Annotated in this window: 17 protein-coding genes; 5 read left to right on the top strand and 12 right to left on the bottom strand. The window is 42.4% G+C overall.

All coding sequences use genetic code 11. The features are described from left to right. Nucleotides 1-42: 42 nt before the first annotated feature. From G586_RS24880 to G586_RS0109880, 7 genes are all read right to left on the bottom strand, one after another. The gene (locus tag G586_RS24880) at nt 43-2,136 is read right to left on the bottom strand and encodes an HD-GYP domain-containing protein (protein WP_051204696.1); all 2,094 of its coding nucleotides are present in this window, start codon (nt 2,134-2,136) and stop codon (nt 43-45) included. A gap of 119 nt (nt 2,137-2,255) precedes the next feature. Further along, complete coding sequence (locus tag G586_RS24875; RefSeq protein WP_051204695.1) at nt 2,256-4,823, bottom strand: ATP-binding protein; 2,568 nt, start codon at nt 4,821-4,823, stop codon at nt 2,256-2,258. Beyond that, nucleotides 4,816-5,919, bottom strand: coding sequence for a BMP family ABC transporter substrate-binding protein (locus tag G586_RS0109910; protein ID WP_026527646.1), 1,104 nt, complete (start codon nt 5,917-5,919; stop codon nt 4,816-4,818). Before G586_RS0109910 ends, G586_RS24875 begins: the two co-directional genes overlap by 8 nt. 36 nt (nt 5,920-5,955) lie before the next feature. Beyond that, nucleotides 5,956-6,843, bottom strand: coding sequence for a transporter substrate-binding domain-containing protein (locus G586_RS22445; protein WP_051204694.1), 888 nt, complete (start codon nt 6,841-6,843; stop codon nt 5,956-5,958). Between the two features lie 886 nt (nt 6,844-7,729). Beyond that, a complete protein-coding gene (locus G586_RS0109895; RefSeq protein ID WP_026527645.1) occupies nt 7,730-7,978 on the bottom strand; it encodes a hypothetical protein in 249 nt (82 codons plus the stop codon). Next, on the bottom strand, nt 7,979-8,242 hold the full coding sequence (locus G586_RS0109890) for a hypothetical protein (RefSeq protein WP_026527644.1): 264 nt from the start codon (nt 8,240-8,242) through the stop codon (nt 7,979-7,981). 955 nt (nt 8,243-9,197) lie between these two features. Beyond that, nucleotides 9,198-10,388, bottom strand: coding sequence for an acyltransferase family protein (locus G586_RS0109880; protein WP_035772967.1), 1,191 nt, complete (start codon nt 10,386-10,388; stop codon nt 9,198-9,200). A 329-nt stretch (nt 10,389-10,717) separates the two neighbouring features. On the opposite strand from G586_RS0109880, the gene G586_RS24870 reads away from it, so the two are divergent. From G586_RS24870 to G586_RS0109865, 3 genes are read left to right on the top strand one after another with little or no spacing between them, the layout of a single operon-like run. Then, complete coding sequence (locus tag G586_RS24870) at nt 10,718-12,004, top strand: helix-turn-helix domain-containing protein (protein ID WP_051204693.1); 1,287 nt, start codon at nt 10,718-10,720, stop codon at nt 12,002-12,004. Between the two features lie 11 nt (nt 12,005-12,015). Next, entirely contained in the window at nt 12,016-13,416 is a 1,401-nt protein-coding gene (locus tag G586_RS0109870) for a DUF2130 domain-containing protein (protein ID WP_026527642.1), read from the top strand. 5 nt (nt 13,417-13,421) lie between these two features. Further along, entirely contained in the window at nt 13,422-14,519 is a 1,098-nt protein-coding gene (locus G586_RS0109865; RefSeq protein WP_035772966.1) for a glycosyltransferase family 4 protein, read from the top strand. Between the two features lie 328 nt (nt 14,520-14,847). Here the strand turns inward: G586_RS0109865 and G586_RS0109860 are convergent, their stop codons facing one another. The 3 genes from G586_RS0109860 to G586_RS22435 form a co-directional block, all read right to left on the bottom strand. Then, a complete protein-coding gene (locus G586_RS0109860; RefSeq protein ID WP_330363262.1) occupies nt 14,848-17,235 on the bottom strand; it encodes an ABC transporter permease in 2,388 nt (795 codons plus the stop codon). Between the two features lie 56 nt (nt 17,236-17,291). Next, the gene (locus G586_RS0109855; protein ID WP_026527639.1) at nt 17,292-17,990 is read right to left on the bottom strand and encodes an ABC transporter ATP-binding protein; all 699 of its coding nucleotides are present in this window, start codon (nt 17,988-17,990) and stop codon (nt 17,292-17,294) included. Nucleotides 17,991-18,085: 95 nt separating this feature from the next. After that, the gene (locus G586_RS22435) at nt 18,086-18,322 is read right to left on the bottom strand and encodes a Fur family transcriptional regulator (protein ID WP_051204692.1); all 237 of its coding nucleotides are present in this window, start codon (nt 18,320-18,322) and stop codon (nt 18,086-18,088) included. A gap of 194 nt (nt 18,323-18,516) precedes the next feature. On the opposite strand from G586_RS22435, the gene G586_RS0109845 reads away from it, so the two are divergent. Both G586_RS0109845 and G586_RS0109840 read left to right on the top strand, forming a co-directional pair. Next, on the top strand, nt 18,517-20,250 hold the full coding sequence (locus tag G586_RS0109845) for a leucine-rich repeat protein (RefSeq protein ID WP_026527638.1): 1,734 nt from the start codon (nt 18,517-18,519) through the stop codon (nt 20,248-20,250). Nucleotides 20,251-20,388: 138 nt separating this feature from the next. After that, nucleotides 20,389-21,543: an ATP-binding protein gene (locus tag G586_RS0109840; RefSeq protein WP_196811574.1), complete on the top strand. Its 1,155-nt coding sequence runs from the start codon at nt 20,389-20,391 to the stop codon at nt 21,541-21,543. 95 nt (nt 21,544-21,638) lie between these two features. Here G586_RS0109840 and G586_RS22430 read toward each other — a convergent pair whose 3' ends face one another. Continuing rightward, nucleotides 21,639-23,459, bottom strand: a complete 1,821-nt coding sequence (locus G586_RS22430; RefSeq protein WP_242832002.1) for a cellulase family glycosylhydrolase — start codon at nt 23,457-23,459, stop codon at nt 21,639-21,641. A 276-nt stretch (nt 23,460-23,735) separates the two neighbouring features. Next, nucleotides 23,736-25,562: InlB B-repeat-containing protein (locus G586_RS22425; RefSeq protein WP_035772964.1), on the bottom strand; the 1,827-nt coding region annotated here is incomplete at its 5' end.

Genomic DNA, 25,562 nt, shown 5'->3' with positions numbered 1-25,562 from the left:
CTTCGGAGTGGTCTACTCCAAAGTCTTTTGTCTTGCATCATATCAAATCAAAATTTTAATATCGGTTATAACACATTGGTCACCGGTAAGTGCCGCATAAACCATTTTATCGTCTTCCTTAATGGTTGTTGTGCTCTTAATGAAAAGTCCAAGCAGCTCTGTGGTCATGACAATGACATTATCGTTTTTCCTGAAGGAAATAGTACAGTCAGTGCCTTCTCTGTTGCCCTGCTTCCAGGTCTCCCAGTCCTCGAAATTGTCATTCATGTTTACTACAAGCTTGTTCTCTGAGTAATAGCTGCCATCCCAACATTCACCATCAAGTCTTATCAGAGCGTATTCCTGATAATCCTCTCCGAATACCTCTGCGTCCCTTGAGGAATAGAGTAAAACATAGGCACAATGCCAGATAAGTCTTGCAGTATCCATGCTCTTGGTGTGGAACTTGATCTTAAGTCCTTCAGTAACCGGAATGCCCTTAGAATGCTCTGTACGGTGACTTATCATCTGAATACTCGGGATATCACCCTCAGGTCCATTTATATAGCTTATCTCATCAGCAATCCTGGGAATATAACCCTCTCCCATACTTTCCTTGGATTTACTCAGTACCACATCGGTAATACTGCAGTGCTCGCCGGTCAGTCCCATATATACGAATCTTGTTGCATCGGGAAGAGCTATGATAACCTCCGCCTTCCTTTTTCCGTCATCAATGACAACCCTGAAGTGATCATTGATCTTTACAGCTTCTATGGCATATTCCCTATCTATAGTCTCAATATCAATAGGCTCTGTCTCTTCATCATTTTCATATTCGATGATATTTATTCGCTTGTCTCTAAATCCATCACCATTTAATGTACCATCGGCAAAGAGTTCACAATATTCATAATATCCGAGTTCTTTTACCTGGCCTTCATCCTGATGATATCTTCCGTCAAATGAATCAAACAGAACCAGTGCAGGCCCGCGGTCATTTTCAGTGGTCACCTCATCACGATGATATTTAAAGTGAAGCTTGACCAGATTTGTCATAACAAGCACACCCGGTGTAATCTGGCTTCTGAATTCCTTAAAGTGCATTCCATTCTTATCTGAGAGCGCCTTTACGGTATTCTTTTCCATCGTTCTGAATTCTTTATCAATATCAAGAATGCTATGGGCCATTTTTACTATCCTGGGATCAAACTGAGTCCCGGTACCCTTGACTATCTCCTCCCAGGCGAGCTGCTGGGGAAGCGCATGGCGATAGCTTCTGCTCGAGGTCATGGCATCAAAGGTGTCAGCTACTGCAATTATTCTTGCTATCTCAGGTATGTCCTCACCCTTAAGTCCATCAGGATAGCCCTTGCCATCAAAACGCTCATGATGATAATGAGCACCGATACTAAGGTAAGGATATTCACTGATACTCGACAGTATCTGGTTACCAATGTTCGGATGCTGCATGATTACCCTGTATTCCTCATCCGTAGGCATTCCCTTTTTATTTATTATGCTGTCTGAAATTCCTATCTTTCCAACATCATGAAGAAGTGCTGCGTAGTAGACCTCTCTTAGTTCATCCTCTGTCTTTCCCATCGCCTTGGCTATTTTAACCGAGTACTCGGCAACCCTCATGGAATGTCCTCTTGAGTACTCATCCTTGGCATCTATGGCACTCACAAGAGCTGTTGCCGTCTGTTCGAACAGCTTCTCGGAAAATATCTTCTGCTCCTTCAAATGCTTGATCTCGTTATTCTGAAGTTCTCCTATCACCCGATTCCTTCGATAGATCAAAACCACCGCCAACAGAGTACAAAGTCCTGTAAAAAGTCCGGGGATTATCTGAAGATTGTGAGCAAAAATGATTCCCACAAAAAGATTCACAAGAGTCATGGCATAGAAACAGAGACTTGCTAAAAAGCCTGCCTTCCCATAAAAAACCACGAGCGCTATGATAAGAGCATTACCAACAGAATCAAACGCTCCGGCAAATGAAACAAGCGACAGATGCTGCTGTCCAATAATTATCTCATCAGTCGAAAGCGCACAATACCTTGTGACCCTTGAAACAATAAAATATAGAATAATCAGAATAAAAAAGCCAATCTTAGGCACATGCCAATCATGACAACGGCAATTGGTCCCCATGTCACTCCTCACAAAAATTCCCCAAACAATCTCTTATAAAAAATGAAAAATACCAGAAGGCCTAAGACGTGAAAACTTAGGTCTACTGGTATTATACTATAAATTAATTAAATTAACGATTATATTATTTCCAATATTTTCTTATAATTTCCATATTCCTCAAGAACCTTTTCCGTGTTCTCTTTTATGTAATCAAGATTGTTCTCTTTTCCTGCCATCTCGAGAAGCCTTGCCTTCTCAGAAACATCCATCGCTCCGATGATCCTTGCCGCGGTTTTAAGCGCATGGACCTTCGTCGTGTATTCCTCGATATTTCCGGCATCATACAGCTCTCTTATCTCCTCGGACTTTTTGTCAATTGTATCTCTAAAGAGTCTTACAATATCAATGAAGTCCTCCTCAGATCCGGCATAGGAGACGCCTGCGTCGATATCAACGTAGCCCTTGTCCTGAAGTTCACGCAGTTTATTAAGTACATCTGCCTCTGTAGCATTTTCTGAGGGTTCCTCATCCTGTGAAGAAGTTTCCTCGACAGATGCATCCTCATCTGTCAGTTCGGACTCATCCTGCAGCTTATCCTGAGGAAGATATTTCATGAGCATCTCTTCCAGACGCGCGCCGCTAACCGGCTTTTCAAGATAATCATCAAAGCCCACCTTAATATACATCTCACGTATACCCGCAAAAACATTGGCTGTCAGCGCAATACACGGGATATCATGATTTATTCCCTCTTTATTCTCTCTGATATGCTTTAGCAGTTCAACGCCATCCATCACCGGCATGCGGTGATCTATGAGAGCAAGATCATATTTAGTGGCAATCATCATTTCAAGGGCCTGCTTACCGCTAAGAGCCGTATCCACCTTAATCTTTGTCTGATTGAGAAGTCCCGAAACAACTCTGAGGTTGATATCCGTATCATCAACCGCAAGTATTCTGACAGATGGTGCAACAAAGCTTGGCTTGTAGCTTTCCTGTCTCGTAACCAGTCTCTCTGCTGCCATGACGTAGTCGCCTATAGGCTCCCAGTTATCAACCTTCTGTCTGACAATGAAGGAGAATTCACTTCCTTTTCCATATACGCTCTTAACATCAAGCGTGGTTTCCATAGCGTCAAGAATCTGCTTAACAATACTCATTCCGAGGCCGGTACCTTCGATGGTCTTGTTCCTGTCTTCATCAAGTCTTTGGAATGCCAAGAAGAGCTTTTTAATGTCCTCTTCCTTCATTCCTATGCCGGTATCTTTAACAGAAAATCTGACATCAATATAATCCTCTCCCTTAGATTCATAGCTGATACTCAGCTCGACGAATCCGGCCATAGTATATTTTACTGAGTTTGTAAGGAGATTTATCAGAACCTGCTTTAATCGGGTCTCGTCTCCTACAAGTGCATCGGGAATCTCCTGATCAACATGAACATTGTAAATAAGCCCCTTACTTTCTGCTTTTCCCCTGATCATCACATTGACATCGGTAAGTATCGCAGAAAGATAGTAGGTGTCATATCTTAGCTGGAATTTTCCTGCTTCCATCTTTGAAAAGTCCAAAACGTCATTTACAAGAGTAAGAAGCTGATTAGCCGAGCTTTTTATACTGAATGCATATTTCTGTACATTCTCATTCCTGGTTTCTCTGGTTATAAGTTCATTCATTCCAAGGATTGCATTGATAGGTGTCCTTATCTCATGGGACATATTTGCCAGGAACATTCCCTTGGCCTTTGAAGCATCCTCTGCAGCCTTCTTTGCTATTTTGAGTTCTTCGCTCTCCCTTACCTTAACAGAGAAATTCATCAAAACAATCGAAAGAATAATCATTATAAAAAAGAGAATTAAGTAAACCGCCATAACCATATATGGAATGGATTTATAATCACCCATTGCTTCATCAACACTTATGGCACCCGTTAAAATGAAATGCGTATTTTCTATCTGGGCAACATAGAAATACATATCTCCATAGATCGTTTTTACTCTCTCTACCCCGGCAGGCTCCAGATTATGAGCTAAACGAAGTCTTTCAAATACCTTTCTTACCGACTTACTTCTGTAAAAACTTCCAAATTTTTCCTCAACATTTAAAAATGGCAGTACCTCATCACCATCTCTTGTCATCAGCGAAACAGCACCAAGATTGTGTATAAAATCAAGACTGTGATGCTTTTTTATATATGCGGTGGAACAAAGCGAATAGATAACATAGCTTACATTATCACCGTGGAGGATTGAATGGGAAAACAAAAATGCCCCGGTATCCATGTAGGAAATCCCATCATTTCCGGTCATTGTACTTAAAAGAGCATCGTATTCGTTTGGCGGGATTCTCTCTCCATAAACAGCTTCACCTTCACCGTTCATAATACCCATGAGAATGCTGGGCTCATTCTTGAACACAGTCTCTATAACGTTTTTTGCCTGGATGATGTTTTCTTCCTGATACGTAGTTCTTTCGTCTTCGAGTAGTAATCCTATATGCTCAATGGTCATCATTTCGGTGCTCAGCTCTTCATAGTAAAAATCTGCTGCAGTCTCCGCTTCTCTCATGATTCTTCTTTCAACCATGTTATTGATGATATCCCAAAGATATTTCTGGAAATAAAGGCCAAGTACGCCCATGAGCAAAGCGAACACAACAAGCACTGCAGACATCTGTCGTATGACTCTCTGGAGGTTTTTATTCATAAATCTTCACCCCCTTCACATACCAGTTCATCTTTCTAAGGAGGGCATTATCACTTATTCTCTGTCCTTTGGAACACTTCTTCTCTCCCATGGTCGTATATATATCACCATAAAATACATCCTGTACATTTATCAATTTTTCTATTCTGTCTGCTATTTCCTCCCTTACTTCCTGTGGTATTGCAGATGAGATCAGATCAATTTCTACCGTCCCAAATACTACTCCGTGCCAATAATATTTGCCCGGAGACATATCACCGATAGAATAATCATCCATAATTCTCTGATATAGATTTTCCCAGTTAAAGTTAACTGAAGCCAGATATTTGTCTGAATAATCCGTGCTTGAATTATTATAGCCAATTGAATATGCACCAAGCTCTTCAGCAGCATCTATGGCTGTATGAAGACTTGCATGATAAGTGATAACATCTGCCCCGTCCTCTTCAATCAGCTTTCTGGCCAATTCTTTTTCCAGTTCAGGATCAGTCCAGGTGTGCATATATCTGACCTTGACTTCAGCATCAGGATTCACAGCTCTGGCTCCTAAAGTAAATGCATTGATTGATCTTATTGTCTGCGTAGATTCGTTTCCTGCAACAAAACCAAGCACATTTGTCTTAGTCATTCTTCCCGCAAGCATACCTGCAAGATATCTTACCTGGTAATGTCTTCCATAATAGGTTGTCATATTATCGGGTGTGGAATCCGGTGACGTGGTGTAGAATTGCACCTCCGGATATTTTTCGGCCATTGGATAAAGCTTTTTATCAAAGCCATTACTGGTCATAAAGATTACATTACAGCCCTTCGCCACGAGCCTCTCTATAGCAGGTTCAGCATCTTCAACTGTCTCCGACACATTTTCTTCTATCTCAAGTTTTAAATTATGACTTTTACAGGCGTAGTAAATCCCCTCATAATGTCTCTGATTCCAGCCTCCATCATCAACATTATCAATAAACAGAGCTCCGACTTTAGTCGCCTTCACTTCAGTTTTTCGTGACATCGTAAGAGAGAACACTACTGCTCCGAGTAGTGCCACCAATAAAAAGGTTAATATAATTATCCAGATGTTTTCTCTGATTTTTTTCATGCCGGATTCCTATTTATTCTATATGCAAACCTTTTCTTAATTTTCATCGCTGAATTCTTTCGCTATCATGTATTTGAGGCAGGCTTCATCACCCAAAACATAATCAATTTCGTCATTATTGAGAGCCACAAGAGCCTCTTCCAAAGTAGTAAATGTTTCAACATTGCACTTAACCCCTGGAAATCCTCCCTTGTCTTTCCCTGACAAATAATCTTCGCCACTGGTCTGACCCTCTACCCCTATGGTCTTGGTTGTATCAAGTTCCAGTAAAGCCTTTTCCACATCTTCTTTTGTTTTAGCTTCTGAAAATGCATTATCATTCTTTTTCAAAGCTACACTCTGTCCGGCATGATAATAAGGGACAGAGAAATCCACATACTTTTCCCTATCTTCCCTAATGGTTATTCCTGCAATACAGGCATCACATTTCTTCTGCGCAACAGTCAAGAACAACATGTCAAAATTTACATTAACAAGAACTAACTCTTTTCCCATAGAATCAGCTATAGCCTTAATGAGTTCTTTGTCGATGCCATAATATGCATCTCCCTCATCGTAATCAAAAGGCGCAAAATCTCCGGTAGTCGCAACAACCAGCTGATCACTGTAGTCACTTAACTTGGCTGAATATACCGGAACAGGAGCCTGATTTTTGTCAAAATAATGCCCTGTAATCTCCTCATAAGTTCCGTCAGTTAAGCCCTTTTCTATGAAAGCATTTATTTTTTTAAGAAGCTCAGGATCATCCTTATTAACACCTATTCCATATTGTTCCTCCGTAAGAAGAACATCTAAAACCTCAAGATTGTTTTGGGTCTCATCCGCATCAGCTCCGACCATACCGGTATTTTCATCGCCGCATGATACCAGCATTCCTGAAGTCATCATAAGAATTAGAATAAGTGATAATGCTTTTTTCCGCATAATTTTTCCTCGTGAAGATTAGTCATTAAAGCCATCTCTTTGGATTACCGTGCAAAGTGTTAATTGATATACTTCTTAAGCTTTATCTTGCGCGCAGGCTCTACATGCGACGGACATGGTGTTAATTGATAAAGCTCTTATGCTTTATCTTGCGCGCAGACTCTACAGGCGACGGACATGGTGTTAATTGATAAAGCTCTTAAACTATGTCTTACGTGCTGCCCCTACAGACTGCGGACATGGTGTTAATTGATAAAGCTCTTATGCTTTATCTTGCGCGCAGACTCTACAGGCGACGGACATGGTGTTAATTGATAAAGCTCTTAAACTATGTCTTACGTGCTGCCCCTACAGACTGCGGACAAAATGAAAATTGGTAAAGTATATCACTTTCATTATGGAACATACGCATAAAATCATGATAAACATATAATGAAATTACGATAAAATTAGGGGAATTATGAGTAAAATAACATGATACGGCAAACCCGAATCCGCAATACAGACTTTTGATTAATTAAGATACTTTAGTCATGATTTGTTTTTTTACAGGCGATAAACTACCTGATTGTTTTACGTGATTGTTTTAATCTTCCCGCCTCTTCTCGCGGCCGCACTCACTCTATTCAACCTACTGCGGCCGCGCTTTTGCCTTCCTTCATATAATTCTTAAAGTTTTTCTGCCTCTTTCCGCGGCCGCATATACTCCATTCATCCCTTTGCGGCCGCGCTTTTACCTCCCTACTTGTAATTCCTGAAGTTTTCCTGCTCCTTTCCGCGGCCGCATATACCCTTTTCACCCCATTGCGGCCGCGCTTTTGGCCTCCCTCACATAATTCCTAAAGCTTTTCTGCTCCTTTCCGCGGCCGCATATACTCTATTCACCCTATTGCGGCCGCCCTTTTACCTTCCTTCTTGCAATTCTTGATGCTTTTCTGCTCCTTCCCGCGGCCGCATATACCCTTTTCACCCCATTGCGGCCGCTCTTTGCCTTCCTTCTTGCAATTCTTGATGCTTTTCTGCTCCTTTCCGCGGCCGCATCTACTCCATTCCCCCCATTGCGGCCGCGCTTTTCGCCTCTTTCACAAAATTCCTTAAGCTTTTTTGCTTCTTCCCGCGGCCGCATCTTCTCCATTCATCCCTTTGCGGCCGCGCTTTTCACCTCTTTCACAAAATTCCTTAAGCTTTTTTGCTTCTTCCCGCGGCCGCATCTACTCCATTCCCCCCATTGCGGCCGCGCTTTTACCTTCCTTCTTATTATTCTTGAAGCTTTCCTGCTCCTTTCCGCGGCCGCATCTACTCCATTCACCCCATTGCGGCCGCGCTTTTCGCCTCTTTCACAAAATTCCTTAAGCTTTTTTGCCCATTTCCGCGGCCGCATATACTCCATTCCCCCCATTGCGGCCGCGATTTTACCTTCCTTCTCGTACTTCTTGAAACTTTCCTACTCCTTTCCGCGGCCGCATCTATTCTATTCACCCTATTTCGGCCGCGCTTTTGCCTTCCTTCGCATTATCCTTGAAGCTCTTCTGCTCCTCTCCGCGGCCGCATATACCCTTTTCGCCCCATTGCGGCCGCGCTTTTGGCCTCCCTCACATAATTCCTAAAGCTTTCCTGCTCCTTTCCGCGGCCGCATATACTCTATTCACCCCATTTCGGCCGCGCTTTTGCCTTCCTTCCTGCAATTCTTGAAGCTTTTCTGCTCCTTTTCGCGGCCGCATCTACTCTATTCATCCCTTTGCGGCCGCGCTTTTACCTTCCTTCACATTATCCTTGAAGCTCTTCTGCTCCTCTCCGCGGCCGCATATACCCTTTTCGCCCCATTGCGGCCGCGCTTTTGGCCTCCCTCACATAATTCCTAAAGCTTTTCTGTTCCTTTCCGCGGCCGCATATACTCTATTCGCCCCATTGCGGCCGCAGAACAGCTGCTCATAGATCTGGATCCGGAGGTTTTAAAGTAGCCACCCTGCCCAAGGCAGGGCTCGTCCTTGATCTCCCATAAATCATAATGCTAAGCTGAGAAAACCGATGATGATAATAATCAGCTGCTCATGAGTCTATCACCGTCGGTGATGAAGAATCAGCATTATGATTTATGGGTGTCAAGGATGGCGTCCACAGCCACAGATAACCTATTTAAAAAACTTAGAATCTCCCCACATAAAAAAGATTTCATTTGAGAAATCCTAGCGCGTACAGTATTACAGAGCAAAAAACTTCCCACACCTCACAACAAGGCATGGGAAGTCAATATTTATTGTCCTTTTCAACTTTAATTTTCTAGTCTCAAGAAGAATATCCTGCTATTATCACTTCATCTAAAAAAATGTTTTATAATCTATTTCCATTTAATATCATGAAGCCTTCTTCAACTGAACTTCTTCCTTTTTCCCCTTTTTACCAATACCGAGGATAAGCTGATGAAGCTTCTTCAAAAGTATTGCGGAAGGTACACCCAGCGCGAATACTACGAGTACATACAGGAACACGTTCTTAATCGGGAAGGGTGACTTAACACCACCGTCAAATGTGTGATCGCAAAGTTCAACGAAGAGTCCGTGGATCAGGTAGAATTCAAGTGTAATTGTACCCATGAACTTAAGGAACTTGTTGCCAATCTTAACCTTCATTCCAAGAAGAAGAGCTGCGAATACAAAGTCTACAGTAACAAAAACCTGAGACAGAAGTGTCATACGACGACGGAAAACTTTATCAGGTGCGCCCCAGTTCTCTCCATAGTATGACCACATATCCTGCGCAGTTACTGAATGGAGATAAAGCGGATAAAGAGCAGCTACCGCAATGATCAGGTATACCCAGTAATACTTCTTAAGATGAGGAATGATCTTGTCCTCATATTTTGCAAATAGAACTCCGATAGGGAAAAGATGTACACAGTTCCACCACCACTCGCCGCGGATCCAGAGATCGTTGTGATCGATTGCGGTACCAACAAGCTGATATCCTACAACAAACGCCACAACTGCTGCCACTGCAATTCCATCCTTCTTGATGAACTTGAAAGCAAGGAAAAATGCAAGGTAGAAGAACGGAAGCACGATAACATACCATGTGTTGGGGTTACAAAGCTTGATGCTTGTAAGATAGAGAAGCGCTCCCTGTCCGTCAATCTTCTCACCAACAAGAAGTCTTGCAATAAAGAAAATCACAGTTGTTGAGTAAAGTGCAAGAACTACGGGAAGTATGCGCTTTTTAATAAATCCGTTCAGATAACCGGGCTTATTCTTGAAACTCTTATATGCGCCGTATCCGTTGAAAAACAGGAAAAATGAAACCATTATATATCCAATCGGAACGAAGAATTCCAGACCGGGCACGATTCTGCTCTTAGGGAAAAGCCAGGATGCGCAGGTCTTCTGACCTATATGATGAAGCATGATGCAAACAGCAAGGAATCCCTGAAAAGCCTTGCTCTGCTCCAAAGAAAGACTGTCATTCCACTGACCCTTTCCGGCCGGCTTAGCATGCCAGAGCAGAAGTATCGGCAGAATGAAATACACCGAGTAAATAAGTTGTTTTGCCATATTAATATGACCTCCTCCAATATAAAAATATCCCCTCATTTGTCAGCCCCCGCTGACATTCCCCCGCTAATCAGAAACTCTAAAACCCTTAACCACCGTCCCGAAAACCAGAGGATAAATTACCCATAACCATCATCCCAAAAAAGTGCACAAATGTCTTTGATAATCTTGCTTTATTATTGTGTGTTTTTTGCGATTATTATAGCCGTGAGCAATTTCTGTTTTAAATTTGACAAATCCGTAATAACGGATTATTGTTTATATGAGCTGAGAACACGGATTCGGAGCATATAGCAGCCATTTATCCGCAGTAACGGATTGGAGATTCTATGAGCATAAGTGAACTGATTTTTTATCAAATGAAGAAAAAGGGAATATCTCAAAAAAAATTCTCAGAACTGACAGGCATTCCGGAAAGCACTATCAGCGACTGGAAAAAGAAGGGAAATATTCCAAAGGCAGATAAACTCTATATCATAAGCAAGACTTTAGGCATCAGCCTCTATGAACTTCTTGGTATAAACGACAGCGCAACAAACGATGCTTTGGATTATAGTCTTAGTGATTCTGAAATTCATCTTATTGAAGCGTTCAGGAGTTCAGCTCCTGAGCAGCAAAAGCGAATCATCACTTACTCCATGGAATTGTCAGCTATAGCAAAAGATGGAAAAGATCATCCCAACCAAGAAATCACGCAGCTTGATAATCTAAAGCCAAAAGACGCCAACAGAAGCACTGCTGATGCGGAACTTCTTTTGAAAAAACAGCTTGCACGAAGGCTTAGAAGACTGGCAAGATTAGATAGAATACAAATTGATGAAAGCGATCACTCATCGGGTTTAAACAAACATCTTTTCAAATACCTTGATTACCTTGGCATAGATAAACTTGACTATGTAAAAAAATACCTCTCTTCTGTACAGCCCTTTATGCTCACAGAAATGAAGTCTCAGGAAAAGTTTGAAAATGCCATATGCGTTCTTGATGGCTACTATAGAATATCTCTATACATAAAGGTTGATGCAACCAAGGGTGAGGAAATAGTCGTTTCATTTCATGAGAATAATAAAGATGGAATAGCCAAGGTCAATTCCATCTCCCGAAATGATTACGTTTATGTTTTTGCAGATTCCGTAGGAAGCCACTTAAAAGGGACTGACGATTTTTCAATTAATCTCTTTATAACAAGAGGTGTGAGTACATTCCCTATAAATGTACCTGCAAGACAATATGATGAGGAAGGATTTCTGGTAAGATACTCTTATATCAACAACGCGCTTATCGATATATCGAACAGATATCTGGAAGATTTATATACAGCAGACATAGACTTTTCAGAAGTAGAACCATTCTCATCAATACAGCAGTTATCATTTACGTCTTTTGGTAACGATATTTTTTCAAATATATCATTGCTTATCGATAGTATACTAATTCAGAAGGATGCTATTGGAAGACAGATTTCAGATGCCGCACTGGTGATTTATTGCAATTCACTGGAGTTGTTGGATGCGGATAAAAATGAACTCATGATCACTCTTCGCGAGAGGTTTAAAGTAAACTCAAAAAGAGTTATCCCGGGTCTTATCGACAGAATAGATTCAAATATCAGGTAAAGGAGACAACCATGGCAAAATTAAAGTGCCCGCACTGCGGACAGATTTTTCCGGTAGATGATGCAGAACTCAGTTCAATAGTAAGTCAGATCAGAGACGAAGAATTCACTAAGGACGTTGAGAAGCGAACAACCGAGCTGGCACAGCATCTTGAGGAAAAGCACAAGCTTGAGCTCGATGCTATCAATTCCGATATGCGCCTTAAGCTTCAGTCAGACTATGAAAATCAGATGAAGACGCTCCGTGAATCATATGATAAAGATACACAAAAGTTAAGGGATGCTCAGACTCAGGAGACACAGAAGCTCAGAGATGCATACGATGCAGAGATTAAAAAGCTCCGCGAATCTCTTGAAGCCGAAAACAAGAAACTGAGAGAATCCCTTGAAGCGGAAAATAAGAAGCTTCGCGAAACCTATGATACAGAGAACAAAAAGCTCCAGGAAGAAGTTTCCAAGGTGACACTTGAGAACCAGAAGCTCTCAGGTCAGATTGAAAGTGCTGAGGACAAAAAGAAGGTTGCCGTCCTTGAAGCCGTCAAGGAAGTCGAAGATGAAAAGCATATGCTTGAGCAGAGTCTGCAGGCTGAAAAGGACAAAACCCAATACATCCTCGATCAGAAGGACAAGGAAATTGAATTCTATAAGGATTTGAAGACAAGAATGTCCACCAAGATGGTTGGTGAAACCTTAGAGCAGCACTGTGAAATCCAGTTCAATCAGCTCAGAGCAACCGCCTTCCCCAACGCATATTTTGAGAAGGACAATGATGCCCGCTCAGGAAGTAAGGGCGATTTTATTTACAGGGAGTGCGATGAGTTCGGAAACGAAATAATCTCCATCATGTTCGAGATGAAAAACGAGATGGATACTACTTCCACAAAGCACAAGAACGAAGATTTCTTCAAGGAGCTTGATAAGGACAGAAATGAGAAAAAATGCGAGTATGCAGTTCTTGTGTCACTTCTTGAAGCTGACAGCGAGTTTTACAATGCGGGAATCGTCGATGTCTCCTACAGGTATGAGAAAATGTACGTCGTGCGTCCCCAGTGCTTTATCCCAATGATCACTCTGCTTCGCAATGCCGCAATGAATGCACTCATGTACAAACAGGAACTCGCTGAGATCAGGAATCAGGACATTGATATATCCAATTTTGAGGACAGCCTGTTAAAATTCAAGGACGACTTCGGCAGAAACTACGAGATTGCGCATTCTCATTTTGACAAAGCCATCGAAGAAATCGACAAGACTATACAGCATCTTGAGAAGGTAAAGAGTGAGCTTGTGGGCTCAGACAGACAATTGCGAATCGCCAACAACAAGGTGGATGATGTGAGCATTAAGAGGCTCACGAAGAACAACCCCACCATGCAGGCAAAATTTGAAGAACTGAAAAACCAAGGAAAGTGACTAACATGAGCAATACTCAAGGCAACAGAAAACTTAAAGTTTGTATGATCGTTCAGGACCCTAATGTAAAGGGCGGCATTGCTGCAGTGACCGGTGGCTACTATGGCAGCCGCCTTGAACAGGACTACGATATAACCTATGTGGAATCCTACCGCGACGGAAGTAAGCTTGATAAACTAAAAAAAGGTCTCCAAGCCTACCGCGAATTCCGTAAGGTTTTGAAAACCAACCGTCCGGACCTTGTGCATGTCCACTCTTCCTTTGGACCAAGCTTTTTCAGAAAGTATCCCATAATAAAAATGGCGCATGATGCAGGGATTCCAATCGTCAACCATATCCACGGTTCAGCCCTGGATGAGCTTTACACCAATGCGCCTTCCTGGAAAAAGCGAATGGTCGAAAGAAGCTATGGCTACTGCGACAAGCTCATCGTACTCTCAGAGGAATGGAAGAAAAAAATCTCTGTAATTGTACCCGCAGATAAAATCGAGGTTGTACCCAACTACAGTGTGATTGTACCTGAGATGATATCAGAGGACGTAATGGAAAAGCGCTTTGAAAAAAAGCAGATTCTGTATCTTGGACGCTTTGACAACCTCAAAGGTGTCGTTGATATCCCTGCAATCGCTGACAAGGTTATAAAGATTTTTCCGGAAGCAAAATTCGTTCTTGGAGGTACCGGTGAAACCGAGCCTGTCATAGCCGAAATTGATAGACTTGGCTTAAAGGACACTGTACTTCTTCCCGGCTGGATAAGAGGCGATGAAAAGATAAAACTTCTTAAAGAGAGTTCGATTTTCCTTCTCCCCTCTCACATGGAGGCCATGCCTATGTCTATCCTGGAAGCCATGGGATACGCCCTTCCCGTCGTATCCTGCGATGTGGGCGGAATCCCCCAGGTTGTGTCAAAGGACGTCAATGGTAAATTGTACATGCCACAGGACGTGGATGGTATGGCTGATGGAATCATCTCCTACTTTTCTGACAGAGAAGCCTGGAACGAAGCCAGCCGCCAAAGCCTTAAACTCGCAGACGAAGGCTACAGCTTTGATACACATATCAACAAACTCGAAGCTATCTACAATTCTGTTTGCACGAAGTGATAAATAATAAAGTAATAAACTACTAGAACTCCCCATCCCTCAATGATTACTGAGCTTCGGACTCTTCTGGTTTTTGGTAAATATCTTGGACTCTGTGGGGCGACGGACAGACTTGCTCCTTACTTCCTCTGCCGAAATTTCAAAATCTACCTTGGGTTATATGTGTGATTTTGCATCATGGTTGAGTAAATTTCAGGCGATAGCACTGAAATTTATGAGTTATGCAAAATCATACATGTATATAACACAAGGCAGATTTTGGAATGTTTTGAGGCATGGAAGTAAGGAGCAAGCCTGTCCATCGCCCCACAAAAACATTTTTTCCAACTCACTCCACATTTTTAAGTGCGTCGCTCATCGGTATTCTGCCAATCCTGAAGTATTCGATAACGGCAACAACCGCATAGGTAATTGTCCCAAGCAAGAACATCTGAACATACACCTTCGGATCAAGCCAGATCACCAGCCATCCGCTCATCATCATCTTTAACATTTCTCTGAATATCCACACCATCACATGGGACAGCAGCAGATACGAAATGAGTAGTGATACCACCACAACAAGCGCTGTGGGAACAATGTATAAGAGCGCGATCTCCTTCTTTGAATAGCCAAGAATCTTAACCATGGAAATTGACTGGGCATTTCTCTCTATGATCAGCTTTGACAACAGATACATCAGCACAATGAAAAGAAGTACCGAAAAGCCGTCAACCATATACATCAGATGTCCCATGGAGATCATAAGCTGTCTGGAAACTCTTGTAAGTGCTTCCTCATCAATAACCGTTCCGATGTACTTGCTGTCGATATCTGTTATCTCACTGTCCGAAAAATATCCGGCAAAGAATTCCTCATCATACCCAAGAACCTTATTCAGATGTTCCTTACTCATGAAGACCGAAACACCGCCATCATAGTCATAAACTCCGGTTACCTTAAAGCCATAGTAGGTGTCCTCGTAGGGTTCCTTCAATGTAATGACATCGTCCTTTTTAAGGTCATATTTATCAGCATATGCTGATGAAACCAAGACGGTTTTATCATCGAAGTCCGCGTGAATATATCTGCTGTTTTCCTCTACTCCGTAGAGCGTAATTTCCTCGACTCTTGCCCCGTTTTCTCCTGTTGTCTTCAATGTGTATGCTGAGAATTTCTCGGCATCCTTGTTATTTGTGTTTATCTTCCCTCTCAAAGTGATATAGGAGAACATTGAAGAAATCTCGTTATCCGAATCCACCGCACCTGCCGGAATCTGCAAAAGATATGTATATTTTGCAAGCATCGAATCCGTCACTGTATCCTGAAAGTGCACAAGTAAAGGCGGCAGCATCATTCCAAAGAACAAAAGCACATTTGCAAAGAAAAGTCCCGCAAACAGCGTGATATAGCTGCTCTTGTTCTGGATCAGAATCCTTATCCTGAATCTCTCAAAAAACCCGATTTTCCTTGATAGCTTAATTGCATGCTTCTGATTTTTTCCCGAAAGATCCCTTCTTATCAGCTTAAGAGGACTGATTGAGAGCTTTCTTCTCAGAATGAAGTACGTTACTGCAACCATTATAAAAATCGGAATCAGTGTCGTCTTAAAAAATGCCTCACCATTCCATATAGTCACATAAGTAGGAAGTGAATAGCTTCCATAGTACATGTCCACGCAAGTTTCCTTGAAAACTGTGTATCCGAGAATATTTCCGATAATCGCAGAAATGATAGTTACAATGAGCGGCATCGTCATGTAGTGAACGATCAGCTCGTTTATCGTATATCCGGAAGCCCTCAGCGTTCCTATGACATTGGCTTCCTTGTGAATTGTATTATTGATCGTTATTCCAAATACGAAAGCTATGATAACAATAATGATATATAGCAAAACTTCCATCATAGCCTTGTCACTTTCGATATCCTCTCCTGTAAACCTTATGGACTGATTAACGTATCTCGGTATAAAGTTCTCAAGGTCTGTAGTCGCTGTCAGCTTTTCCAGTAGTTCATCCGAAGCTTCTTTTTCAGCGATCTCATCTTCAGGCTCATCGTCATATAGCCATGAGTAGTTATAGTGCAGATCATCCTCCTTATATTTGGAAAACTGATCAGCCGAAACCACTGCCACACCAAAGGCAGAGGCATCAAACATCATATCGTTATTGCTGTAAAAAAGCGCGCTGTAATCAGATAGCGCCACAAGGCCTGCTATTTCATAGGTGTCACCATCGTGGGTCAGGGTATCTCCTACTGTCAGATTGTTGTTATCCGCATACATTCTGTCGATGGCGATTTCCAGCTCCTTTTCCGGAAGCCTTCCATCCATCACACAAACCTTGTCTATCTCATTTCTCTCACCGAAAATTCGAAGCTTTGTGTCATTATCGAATTCTTTTTCCACATAAAAATTCTCATAGACACTTACTCCCTTTCGTTCTATCGATTCCTTCTGGGCTTTTGAAAGCGGCTCCTCAGTTCTGAAGTTACCGTTTTCAATAATGTATCTGTCAAAGCTATCGTCATATGCCTTGATCATACTGGATCCCGCAACCAGAAAACCGGATACAAATCCAATCGAAAGAACAAGCAATATAAAGATGACTACGTATTTTCCGGCATCCTCCTTAACTTCACGAAGTAGCCGTTTTCTCAAAGGATTTTTCATTCTTTTCCTAGCTATTTGCTTTTCCTGCAATATAGCATTTTCTTCCAAAACTGCTTCTCTTGTCATATATTCCACTTCCCCGTAATGCGTGCAAATAACGCACTAATTCCAAGCCTTTTCCCTTACCAATCAAGCTCCGCTGCCTTTATCTTAGCTTCATTCCTGTAGCTCTTTCTGATCACGCCATCCCTAAGCTTAACAACATAATCTGCCATGTTCTTAATAGCGTCGTTGTGGGTAACCATGATAACCGTGTTCCCGTACTTCCTGTTAACCTCCTCTATGAGAGCCAGAATTTCCTTGGATGTGTTGTAATCGAGGGCACCTGTCGGTTCGTCGCACAGCAAAATATCAGGATTTTTCACGATTGCCCTGCCAATAGCACAGCGCTGCTGTTGTCCTCCGGAAAGCTGGCTGGGAACCTTATTCCTATGTTCCTTAAGTCCAAGAGTTTCAATTATTTCATCTATATCAAGTGGATTTTTGGACAGATATGCCCCAACTTCGATGTTTTCCCTCACTGTCAGGTTAGGGATGAGATTGTACATCTGAAAAATGTACCCAAGATGCTCTCTTCTATAGCTTGTAAGAGCTTTTTCATCCATATCGGACATGCTCTTGTTTCTTATTATGATTTTCCCGGAATCGGCACTGTCTATTCCGCCAATTATGTTTAGCAGAGTGGATTTTCCGGATCCTGAAGGTCCAAGGAGCACAACAAACTCCCCCTTCTCCACTTCAAGATTAATATCCTTTAATACCTCGACGTGACTACTCCCCTCGCCGAAGGACTTTCTGATGTTAGATAATCTAAGCTGCATAATATTCTCCTCATTTAGTTTCCCATACAACAAACCCTTAACGGTTTTCCGAACATACCAAAAAGATCCAGCATCCCCGCGCTATCTCTTTGGATTCATTCCTTTACCGTTATCATATCAATACGCTCAATGATCCCCAGATCCTCCAACAGTCTTATCATACGATAAACCGTAGCCGCACCGATAGTATTATCTTTGGAAATTACCTGGTAATAAATATCCTTACAGGTTGACCCATCATTCTTCAAAATAATATCCAGTATCAGCTTTCTCTGTTTGGTGATTCTGAAGCCCTGTTCTCTAAGGGTTATTATCGCTTTTTCATTACTCATGCTCTCGCTCCTGTTAGTTGTTGCTAACTCAAATATATAATAATGCCTAATATTGATTTTGACAAGCATTCTCAATAAGATTTACTGCCGATGTTTTGAGCCTTTCCCGAAATATATGCAATTTTATTTCTATGTTATCGAAAAATAATGTATAATTAATTTGTAAAAAATTCTTTTGTGGGAGGTAAAATTTTATGTTTATAAAGAAGGGAAGCCTTCGAAATAGATTACAATCTGTAATCTTGGCAGCTGCTGTTGCAGTCGCTATCATTCCAACGACACTTTTTGTAACAAATCCTATAACTGCAGAAGCATCAACGGATTCCGTAGCAGACGTTCTCGGCAGCTATAGTGCAAATGAGAAACAGATTTTCACGGCACTAAATTACCTTGATACCAGAATTTTCAATTCCAATACCGAGGTAACCGGTGCCAACAAGTCGGAGTTTGATTCCGCAAGCTTCTACACAATGTATACAGGTGCTACTGAAAAAAAGAAATACACGGTGGAGGAAGTAAGATTTGCAAGACGTGCATATATCTACTCAAATCCTCTAAACATTGCCGGGGCAATGGCTCAGCTTAAGTTTTTGTATATCAAGAAAGAAGGCAAGTACTCTTGCTACGCTTTCCTTCAAAGAACCAGTGAAAACGACTACTCCGGTGAAACCCAGAAGCTTAAAGCAGCCATTAAAAAGATCATGAAAAACATCGACGATGACACCAATTTCGTAAAAGAGATGCAGTGCTTCGACATGGTTATCGACAACACAACATATTACAATATTGCAATTGATAACAAGGATCTTAAGAATACAGCTTACGGCGCTCTGGTTATGCACCGCGCTTCCTCACAGGGTTATGCCCTTGCCTTCGAGGCACTTCTCGATGAAGCTGAGATCAGCAATGATATTCTCTTCAATAACAATAAGTGCTGGAATCAGGTAAAAATCGGAACAAAGTGGTATGAGAGCGACCTTGTGGCATGCGATAAATCCAATAAGGGTACTATCGACTACACAAGATTCAACACTTCCCAGAAGAAGATGAAGAACTACGGACTTACCCGTGTAAATTACTGCACTAAGCTTCGTGAGTCCAAGGGAACCTATTCCACAACAAAAAATAAGATACAGAAGTATGAGGATTCAATGTTCAAGGATTCCAAAAACTTCTCACTTGGAGTTCTTAATCCCGACAACACAGTAACACGTTCCACTCTTCTGAGCTCAGAAACAGTTGTGAATATCGTACCTGTTTATCTCAATAACAGTCAGATGTACGATTGCAGTGTACTCCTTAAGTCACTTACATTATCTACAAAAAATAATGACAGCTACTTTACATGGACTCAGTGGACACCCCAGACCCCTTACATAACCGTTACAAAAGGCGCAGGAAAAGGAACAAACAGAACATTTAACGTTACCATGGTTCTCGATGATGGCGCAAATAACGGAAACGGAACTACTATTTCCTTCTCATTTACTTTAAATGATAACGACGACACGAGAGGTAATTTCAAGTACAAGATCACAGGTGAGGATACAGTATCTCTTGTAAAATGCACAAAAAAGAACATCAAGAATTTAACTATTCCTTCAGCCGTTGTTCTTAATGGAAAGAGCTACAAGATTACCAAGATTGAGAAGAATGCATTCAGTAAGTGCAACAAGCTCGAGACAGTTATGATCGGCAGTTACGTAAACACAATCGGGGCAAATGCTTTCTCAGGAAAAGCAAAGCTTATACGTGTTGAGACTCTGGGCTATAACGTTAGTACCTTCGGTAAGAACGCATTTAAGTCAGCTGATTCCAACACAATGTTCCTTATCAAGGCTGCAAGCTACAACAAGTTCAAGAAGGTAGTTAAGAAGTACAAGAAGGCAGGCGGAAAGAATTCCGTTTACAAGTACAGAGCATATTAATTTCAAAATAACTTAAATCTTAGAGGCATTCGTCCCAGAAAAATCTCCGGGTCGGATGCCTTTTTTGTAATATTTCAAGTTTGTGTTAGAATTAGAAAAATGTAAAGGCACCATTTTTCATTTTTAGAAAGAGATATTATGAAGTATACAAAGACATACGAAGAAATGCTGCAGGACAGCAGAAAGAAACTATTCATAGACATCAGAAATCAAGATGAGTTTGAAAAAAACTCCCCTCCGGAAGCTATTAATATTCCGCAAAGTGAGTTTATGGAAAGAATAGGTGAGCTTCCAAAGGATGAGCCTATCTACCTCATCTGCTACTCCGGGAAGCACTCCGATGAACTCTGCGAAGAGCTAACTCCCAAAGGCTACGAGATCTACAGTATCGCAAGCGGAATTTACAGCTATTACAAATACACAATAGAACACCAGCTTTCAGATGAAGAAGAACAGAACAGACGCTGCAAGGAGATTGAACGAAGCATCATCAAGAAGTTCAGACGTGAGCTCTGGAGCCAGTTTACCAAGGCCATAAACACCTATGAGCTTATAAAGGATGGTGACAAAATTGCGGTATGTATCTCAGGTGGTAAGGATTCAATGCTGATGGCGAAGCTTTTCCAGGAACTGACAAGACACGGCAAGAAGAACTTTGAGGTTGTTTACCTTGTTATGAATCCGGGATATAACGACATCAACTACACTACTATCCTTAATAATGCAAAGCTGATGCAGATTCCCATAACCGTATTTGATTCCGACATTTTTGATATAGTCGCCGGAGAAGTCGGAGCCAGTGGTTCCCCGTGTTATCTCTGCGCGAGAATGCGAAGAGGCGCGCTTTACAGCAAGGCAAAAGAGCTTGGCTGTAACAAAATCGCTCTTGGACATCATTATGACGATGTCATTGAGACCATCCTCATGGGTATGCTCTACGGCGGTCAGCTTCAGACCATGATGCCAAAGCTCCACAGCACTAATTTCGAAGGTATGGAGCTTATCAGACCCCTCTATCTTATTCGTGAGGAGAGCATTATAAAGTGGCGCACTTCCAACAATCTCACCTTCATCAACTGTGCCTGCCGCCTTACAGAAAGCTGCGCAAGCTGCGGTGGTACCGAAAAAGGCAGTAAACGTGCGGAGATAAAAGAGCTTATTTCTGAACTGAAGGAAAGAAGCCCCTTCATCGAAGCTAATATCTTCAAGAGTGTTGAAAATGTGCATTTGAATGCGATGATAGCCTACAAGGATGCAAACGGCCAGAAGCATCACTTCCTGGATAGGTATTAAGTCAAAAAACGAGAGTAACAACTCCCTTGCTTTCACAAGGGGTGTTACTCTCATTTTTTTGGAGCTATATAGTATTGATTTTGGGAAGACGAAAATTAGTTGTAGAAGTCTGTAACTGTCTCGCCGTTATCACCAAGCGGAACCTGGTGATCAAGGCCTACAAACTTACCTGTGCTACCATCAGACCAAAGTGTCTTCTTCATCATGTTGTACTTAGCATCATCCCATGTTGCCCAGTCGTCCTTAAGAAGTCCACCTGTGTCACCTGAGTTAGGATTGATGCACCAGAATGTATGATTGATGTGGTTCTTTGCGATGAACTCGGACATGAGGTTAAGGTACTTCTCATTGTCTCCGCCATCCATGAAGCCGCCCCACTCACCGATAAGGAGAGGTGCAATGTTCTCATCCTGAATGTAGAACCAGCTGTCATACCAAACATCATCAAGAAGTGTCTGCTCTGTGAAGTCCTTATCAAACCATGTCTGCTTATATACAAGCGGGCCATAGTCGTGAGGAGAGTAAACGAGCTGACTCTGATGACTTCCAAGGTCTACAGGATATTTGCCGGCATTTCTGAGGTTTCCACCCCACCATCCGCCGTAATACTTAAGATCTTCCTCTGAAGCATTGGGATCCTGTGTGCCTGAATTGTAATCATAACCTGCTCTGGGTGTCTCCTCGATACCTTCTACCATGATAAGGAGGTTCGGGTTAACATCGAGGATAGCCTGACCGCAGATGCTTGCAGCATACTGCCAGTTGTTCTCATCTGTTGAATCATCCCACTTTGCAGCGTTTGAATCAGCCTGAGAATACTTGCCGTGAGGCTCGTTCTTAAGATCGCATGCGATGATTGTATCGTCGTTCTTGTACTCATTTACAAACCATGTCCAACCATCGATCCAATCCTGAGTTGTGAAGCCCTTAGGGCCATACCATACATTGTAGTTGTGTCCTGAGTTGTTGGCATCTGCACTGTGGAGGTCCATCATAACCTTGATACCGTTCTCCTTGCACATTTCAAGGAAAACATCAAAGATTTCTCTGGAATCCATATCGGAGCCATCAGCTCTCTTAAGCTCTTTGTTAGAGTTTGTATTGATATTGACCTTGATCTTCTTTCCTGCCTTCCACTCAAGAAGAAGCTCTGTGGAAATCGGAACACGTACAAGGTTGATACCATGATCAGCCATGCCTTCAACTACGTTCTTCATGTTTGCATTCCATAATCCGTGGAATACTCTCTCAGAACAGTTGAAACCAAACCAGTTTGCACCTGTGAGGTAAACTTCATTGCCCTGCATATCGAGGATACGGGATCCGTCAGTATGAAGCCAGTCATCGCCTGTTACAGCATCGCCGTGTTCTTCCTGCTGGCCGCCCTGACCCTGACCACTCTGGCCCTGGCCCTGCTCTTCCTGCTGGCCGCTCTGACCCTGGCCACTTTCGCCCTGGCTCTGCTCTTCCTGCTGACCGCTCTGGCCCTGACCACCCTGGCCCTGGCCCTGCTCTTCCTGCTGACCGCTCTGGCCCTGACCACCCTGGCCCTTACCCTGCTCGTCGTCCTTTATCTCACCTTCTGCAAAGATCTCAACCTTGTCACCGATGTGACTTGAACCCTGAATACCGAATTCAACAGCGTTGCCGGGCTCAATTATTGAGTTCCATTCCATAGGTGTGATCTTATAATAATCTCCGTCCTCAGTAATGTTTACATTCCAGCTGGAATCAATTCCAACATCATTCTTATTTACAAAAAGAGTCCATGTTTCTGCTCTCTTTGTTGCATCATTCTTAACCTTGATAAGTACCTGATAGCCTGAACCCCAGTTGTTGATTGTGTAGGATGATGTAAGTCCTGTTGCAACCGGATCAGGAGTAACGATCGGATCGTCGGGATCGGGTGTTACGATCGGGTCATCCGGATCGGGTGTTACGATCGGGTCGTCCGGATCAGGTGTTACGATCGGATCATCGGGATCGGGTGTTACGATCGGATCATCGGGTTCATCGGGATCCTCCGGATCGTCAGGATCGGGAGTGATGATCGGATAATCAGGATTAACATAAACTTTTTAATGCTATTACGAACATGTCGAAATTACCAAATACTGAAAAAAGGGAACCTCCACCGATTGGTGGAGATCCCCTTAAGAAGATCACAGTTTCCATTACGGAAATTTATTTTGTTATTCTTCTTTTTCCTTACGCCTCTTACCTGTTGCAAGAAGTGTAGCTACCGCTCCTGCCGCAATAAGAAGTACGAGAGCTCTGGAGTCATTGGTATTATCGTCTGTGCCTCCACGTCTTGCTCCAAGAACCTGCTTTTCTTCCTGCTCTCTCTTTTCTCCAAGAACAGCCTTTCCATCATCTGGCTTTCTCTTTTCACCAAGCACTCCGGGATTGTCATTACCGCCATTGTTGTTGTCGTCGTTATTGTTGTCATTGTAGACGGGGTTATTCCTTCTGCGAGGTGTTTCGACATCATCATCGTCATCATCATCGTCGTCATCATCGACGGTCGGTGCAGGTGTCGGGTCAGGTGTCGGATCCGGTGTAGGTGTAGGTGTCGGATCAGGAGTAGGTGTAGGTGCCGGTTCAACCTGATCAGGATTCTTCGTCACGATACTGTAAATAACAATATCATTTGCAGGCATTTCGAATTCCTGTGCTGCTGCATCTAACTTTGTCTTACCTGTCAGTAATCCAATCAGGCCCTCAAAAGCATTCTTAATCTTAGCTCCCAGACTTGTATTATTTACAACATCTTCCTTGTTCCAGATACCAAAGCTATAACCATCAACTGTAGGAAGCTCAGGACAGGTAACTTTTTCGCCAAATGCAACCGTCATGTTATGTGTGGCAATTTCTGCAACCAGCTGATCCCAGTTAGCAGGTTTTTCTACGCCATCAGCGATTCTGTACTCAAAGGTTACATTGTAAAGCTTAGCCTTGAACTTAGCCTTAAAGGTTGTATCAGCATACATATTTGTCTGCTGGGTTGTACCATTAGCCTTGTTAAGGTAATTTATAGCATCAGCTGCTTCAAGCTTTTCTGATATGCCTTCAAGTTTTTCCTCAGTTTCAGTGCCATCGTTATTTCTTACTACATACCAGGCATCAAACTCATATCCTGTATCAGGTGTAGCCTTTGATCCTGTTATGCCTTGTGTTGAAAGCACCTGGATTCCAAGGTTTTCTGAGTCAGATACACTTCCACCTGCCTCAGCTACATACTTAACATCGTACTTCTGAGCATCATCCTCAGTAAATACTGCCGTAAATGTTGTATCCTTGTAGACATTTCCGTCCTTGTTGAGTTTTCCTTCGATTACTTCAAGTGTAAGTTCAGCCTGATCTGTTATGAGATCATCACCCTTATACCAGCCAACAAGCTTGTATCCGGCTTCTGCTGTTGCTTTGGAACCTGTGATTCCTTCTGTTCCAAGAACCTGGATGCCTTCATCTTTGGCATTACTTACTTTACCCGTATTAATATCTTTGGACTCATAAGTTACTGCGTAAGTCTGTTCAGCATCTGCCACAAACTTTGCTACAAACTCTGTATCAGCATAAAGGTTATCATCATCAGTATTGAGGTTTGCTATTACAGTGTCTGCACCAAGTTTAGCTTCTGAGCTTACCTTTATCTCACCCTTATACCAGCCTTCAAACTTGTATCCTGTCTCAGGCTTTGCTGTTGAACCGCTGATTCCGGTTGTCACGAGCTTCTGGATATCTGCATCACTATCGTTTGTTACGGTACCCTTAGCTACATTCTCTGACTTGTAAGTTACTTTGTACTTCGCATCAGGGTCTGCCTTGAACTTCGCATCAAAGCTTGTGTCTGCGTACAGTCCGTCAGCATCTGTCTCAAGATAATCTTTAAGTACATCAAGTGTAAGTTGTGCATTATCACTTACTTTAACATTGCCCTTATACCATGCATCAAAGATGTATCCTGCCTCAGGCTGTGCTGTTGATCCGGCGATTCCATCTGTTCCAAGCTTCTGGAT

The sequence above is a fragment of the Butyrivibrio sp. VCD2006 genome, assembly GCF_000423925.1.
GTDB lineage: Bacteria > Bacillota > Clostridia > Lachnospirales > Lachnospiraceae > Butyrivibrio.
Note: the sequence above shows the minus strand (reverse complement) of the source record. Positions and strands in the feature narration are given on the sequence as shown.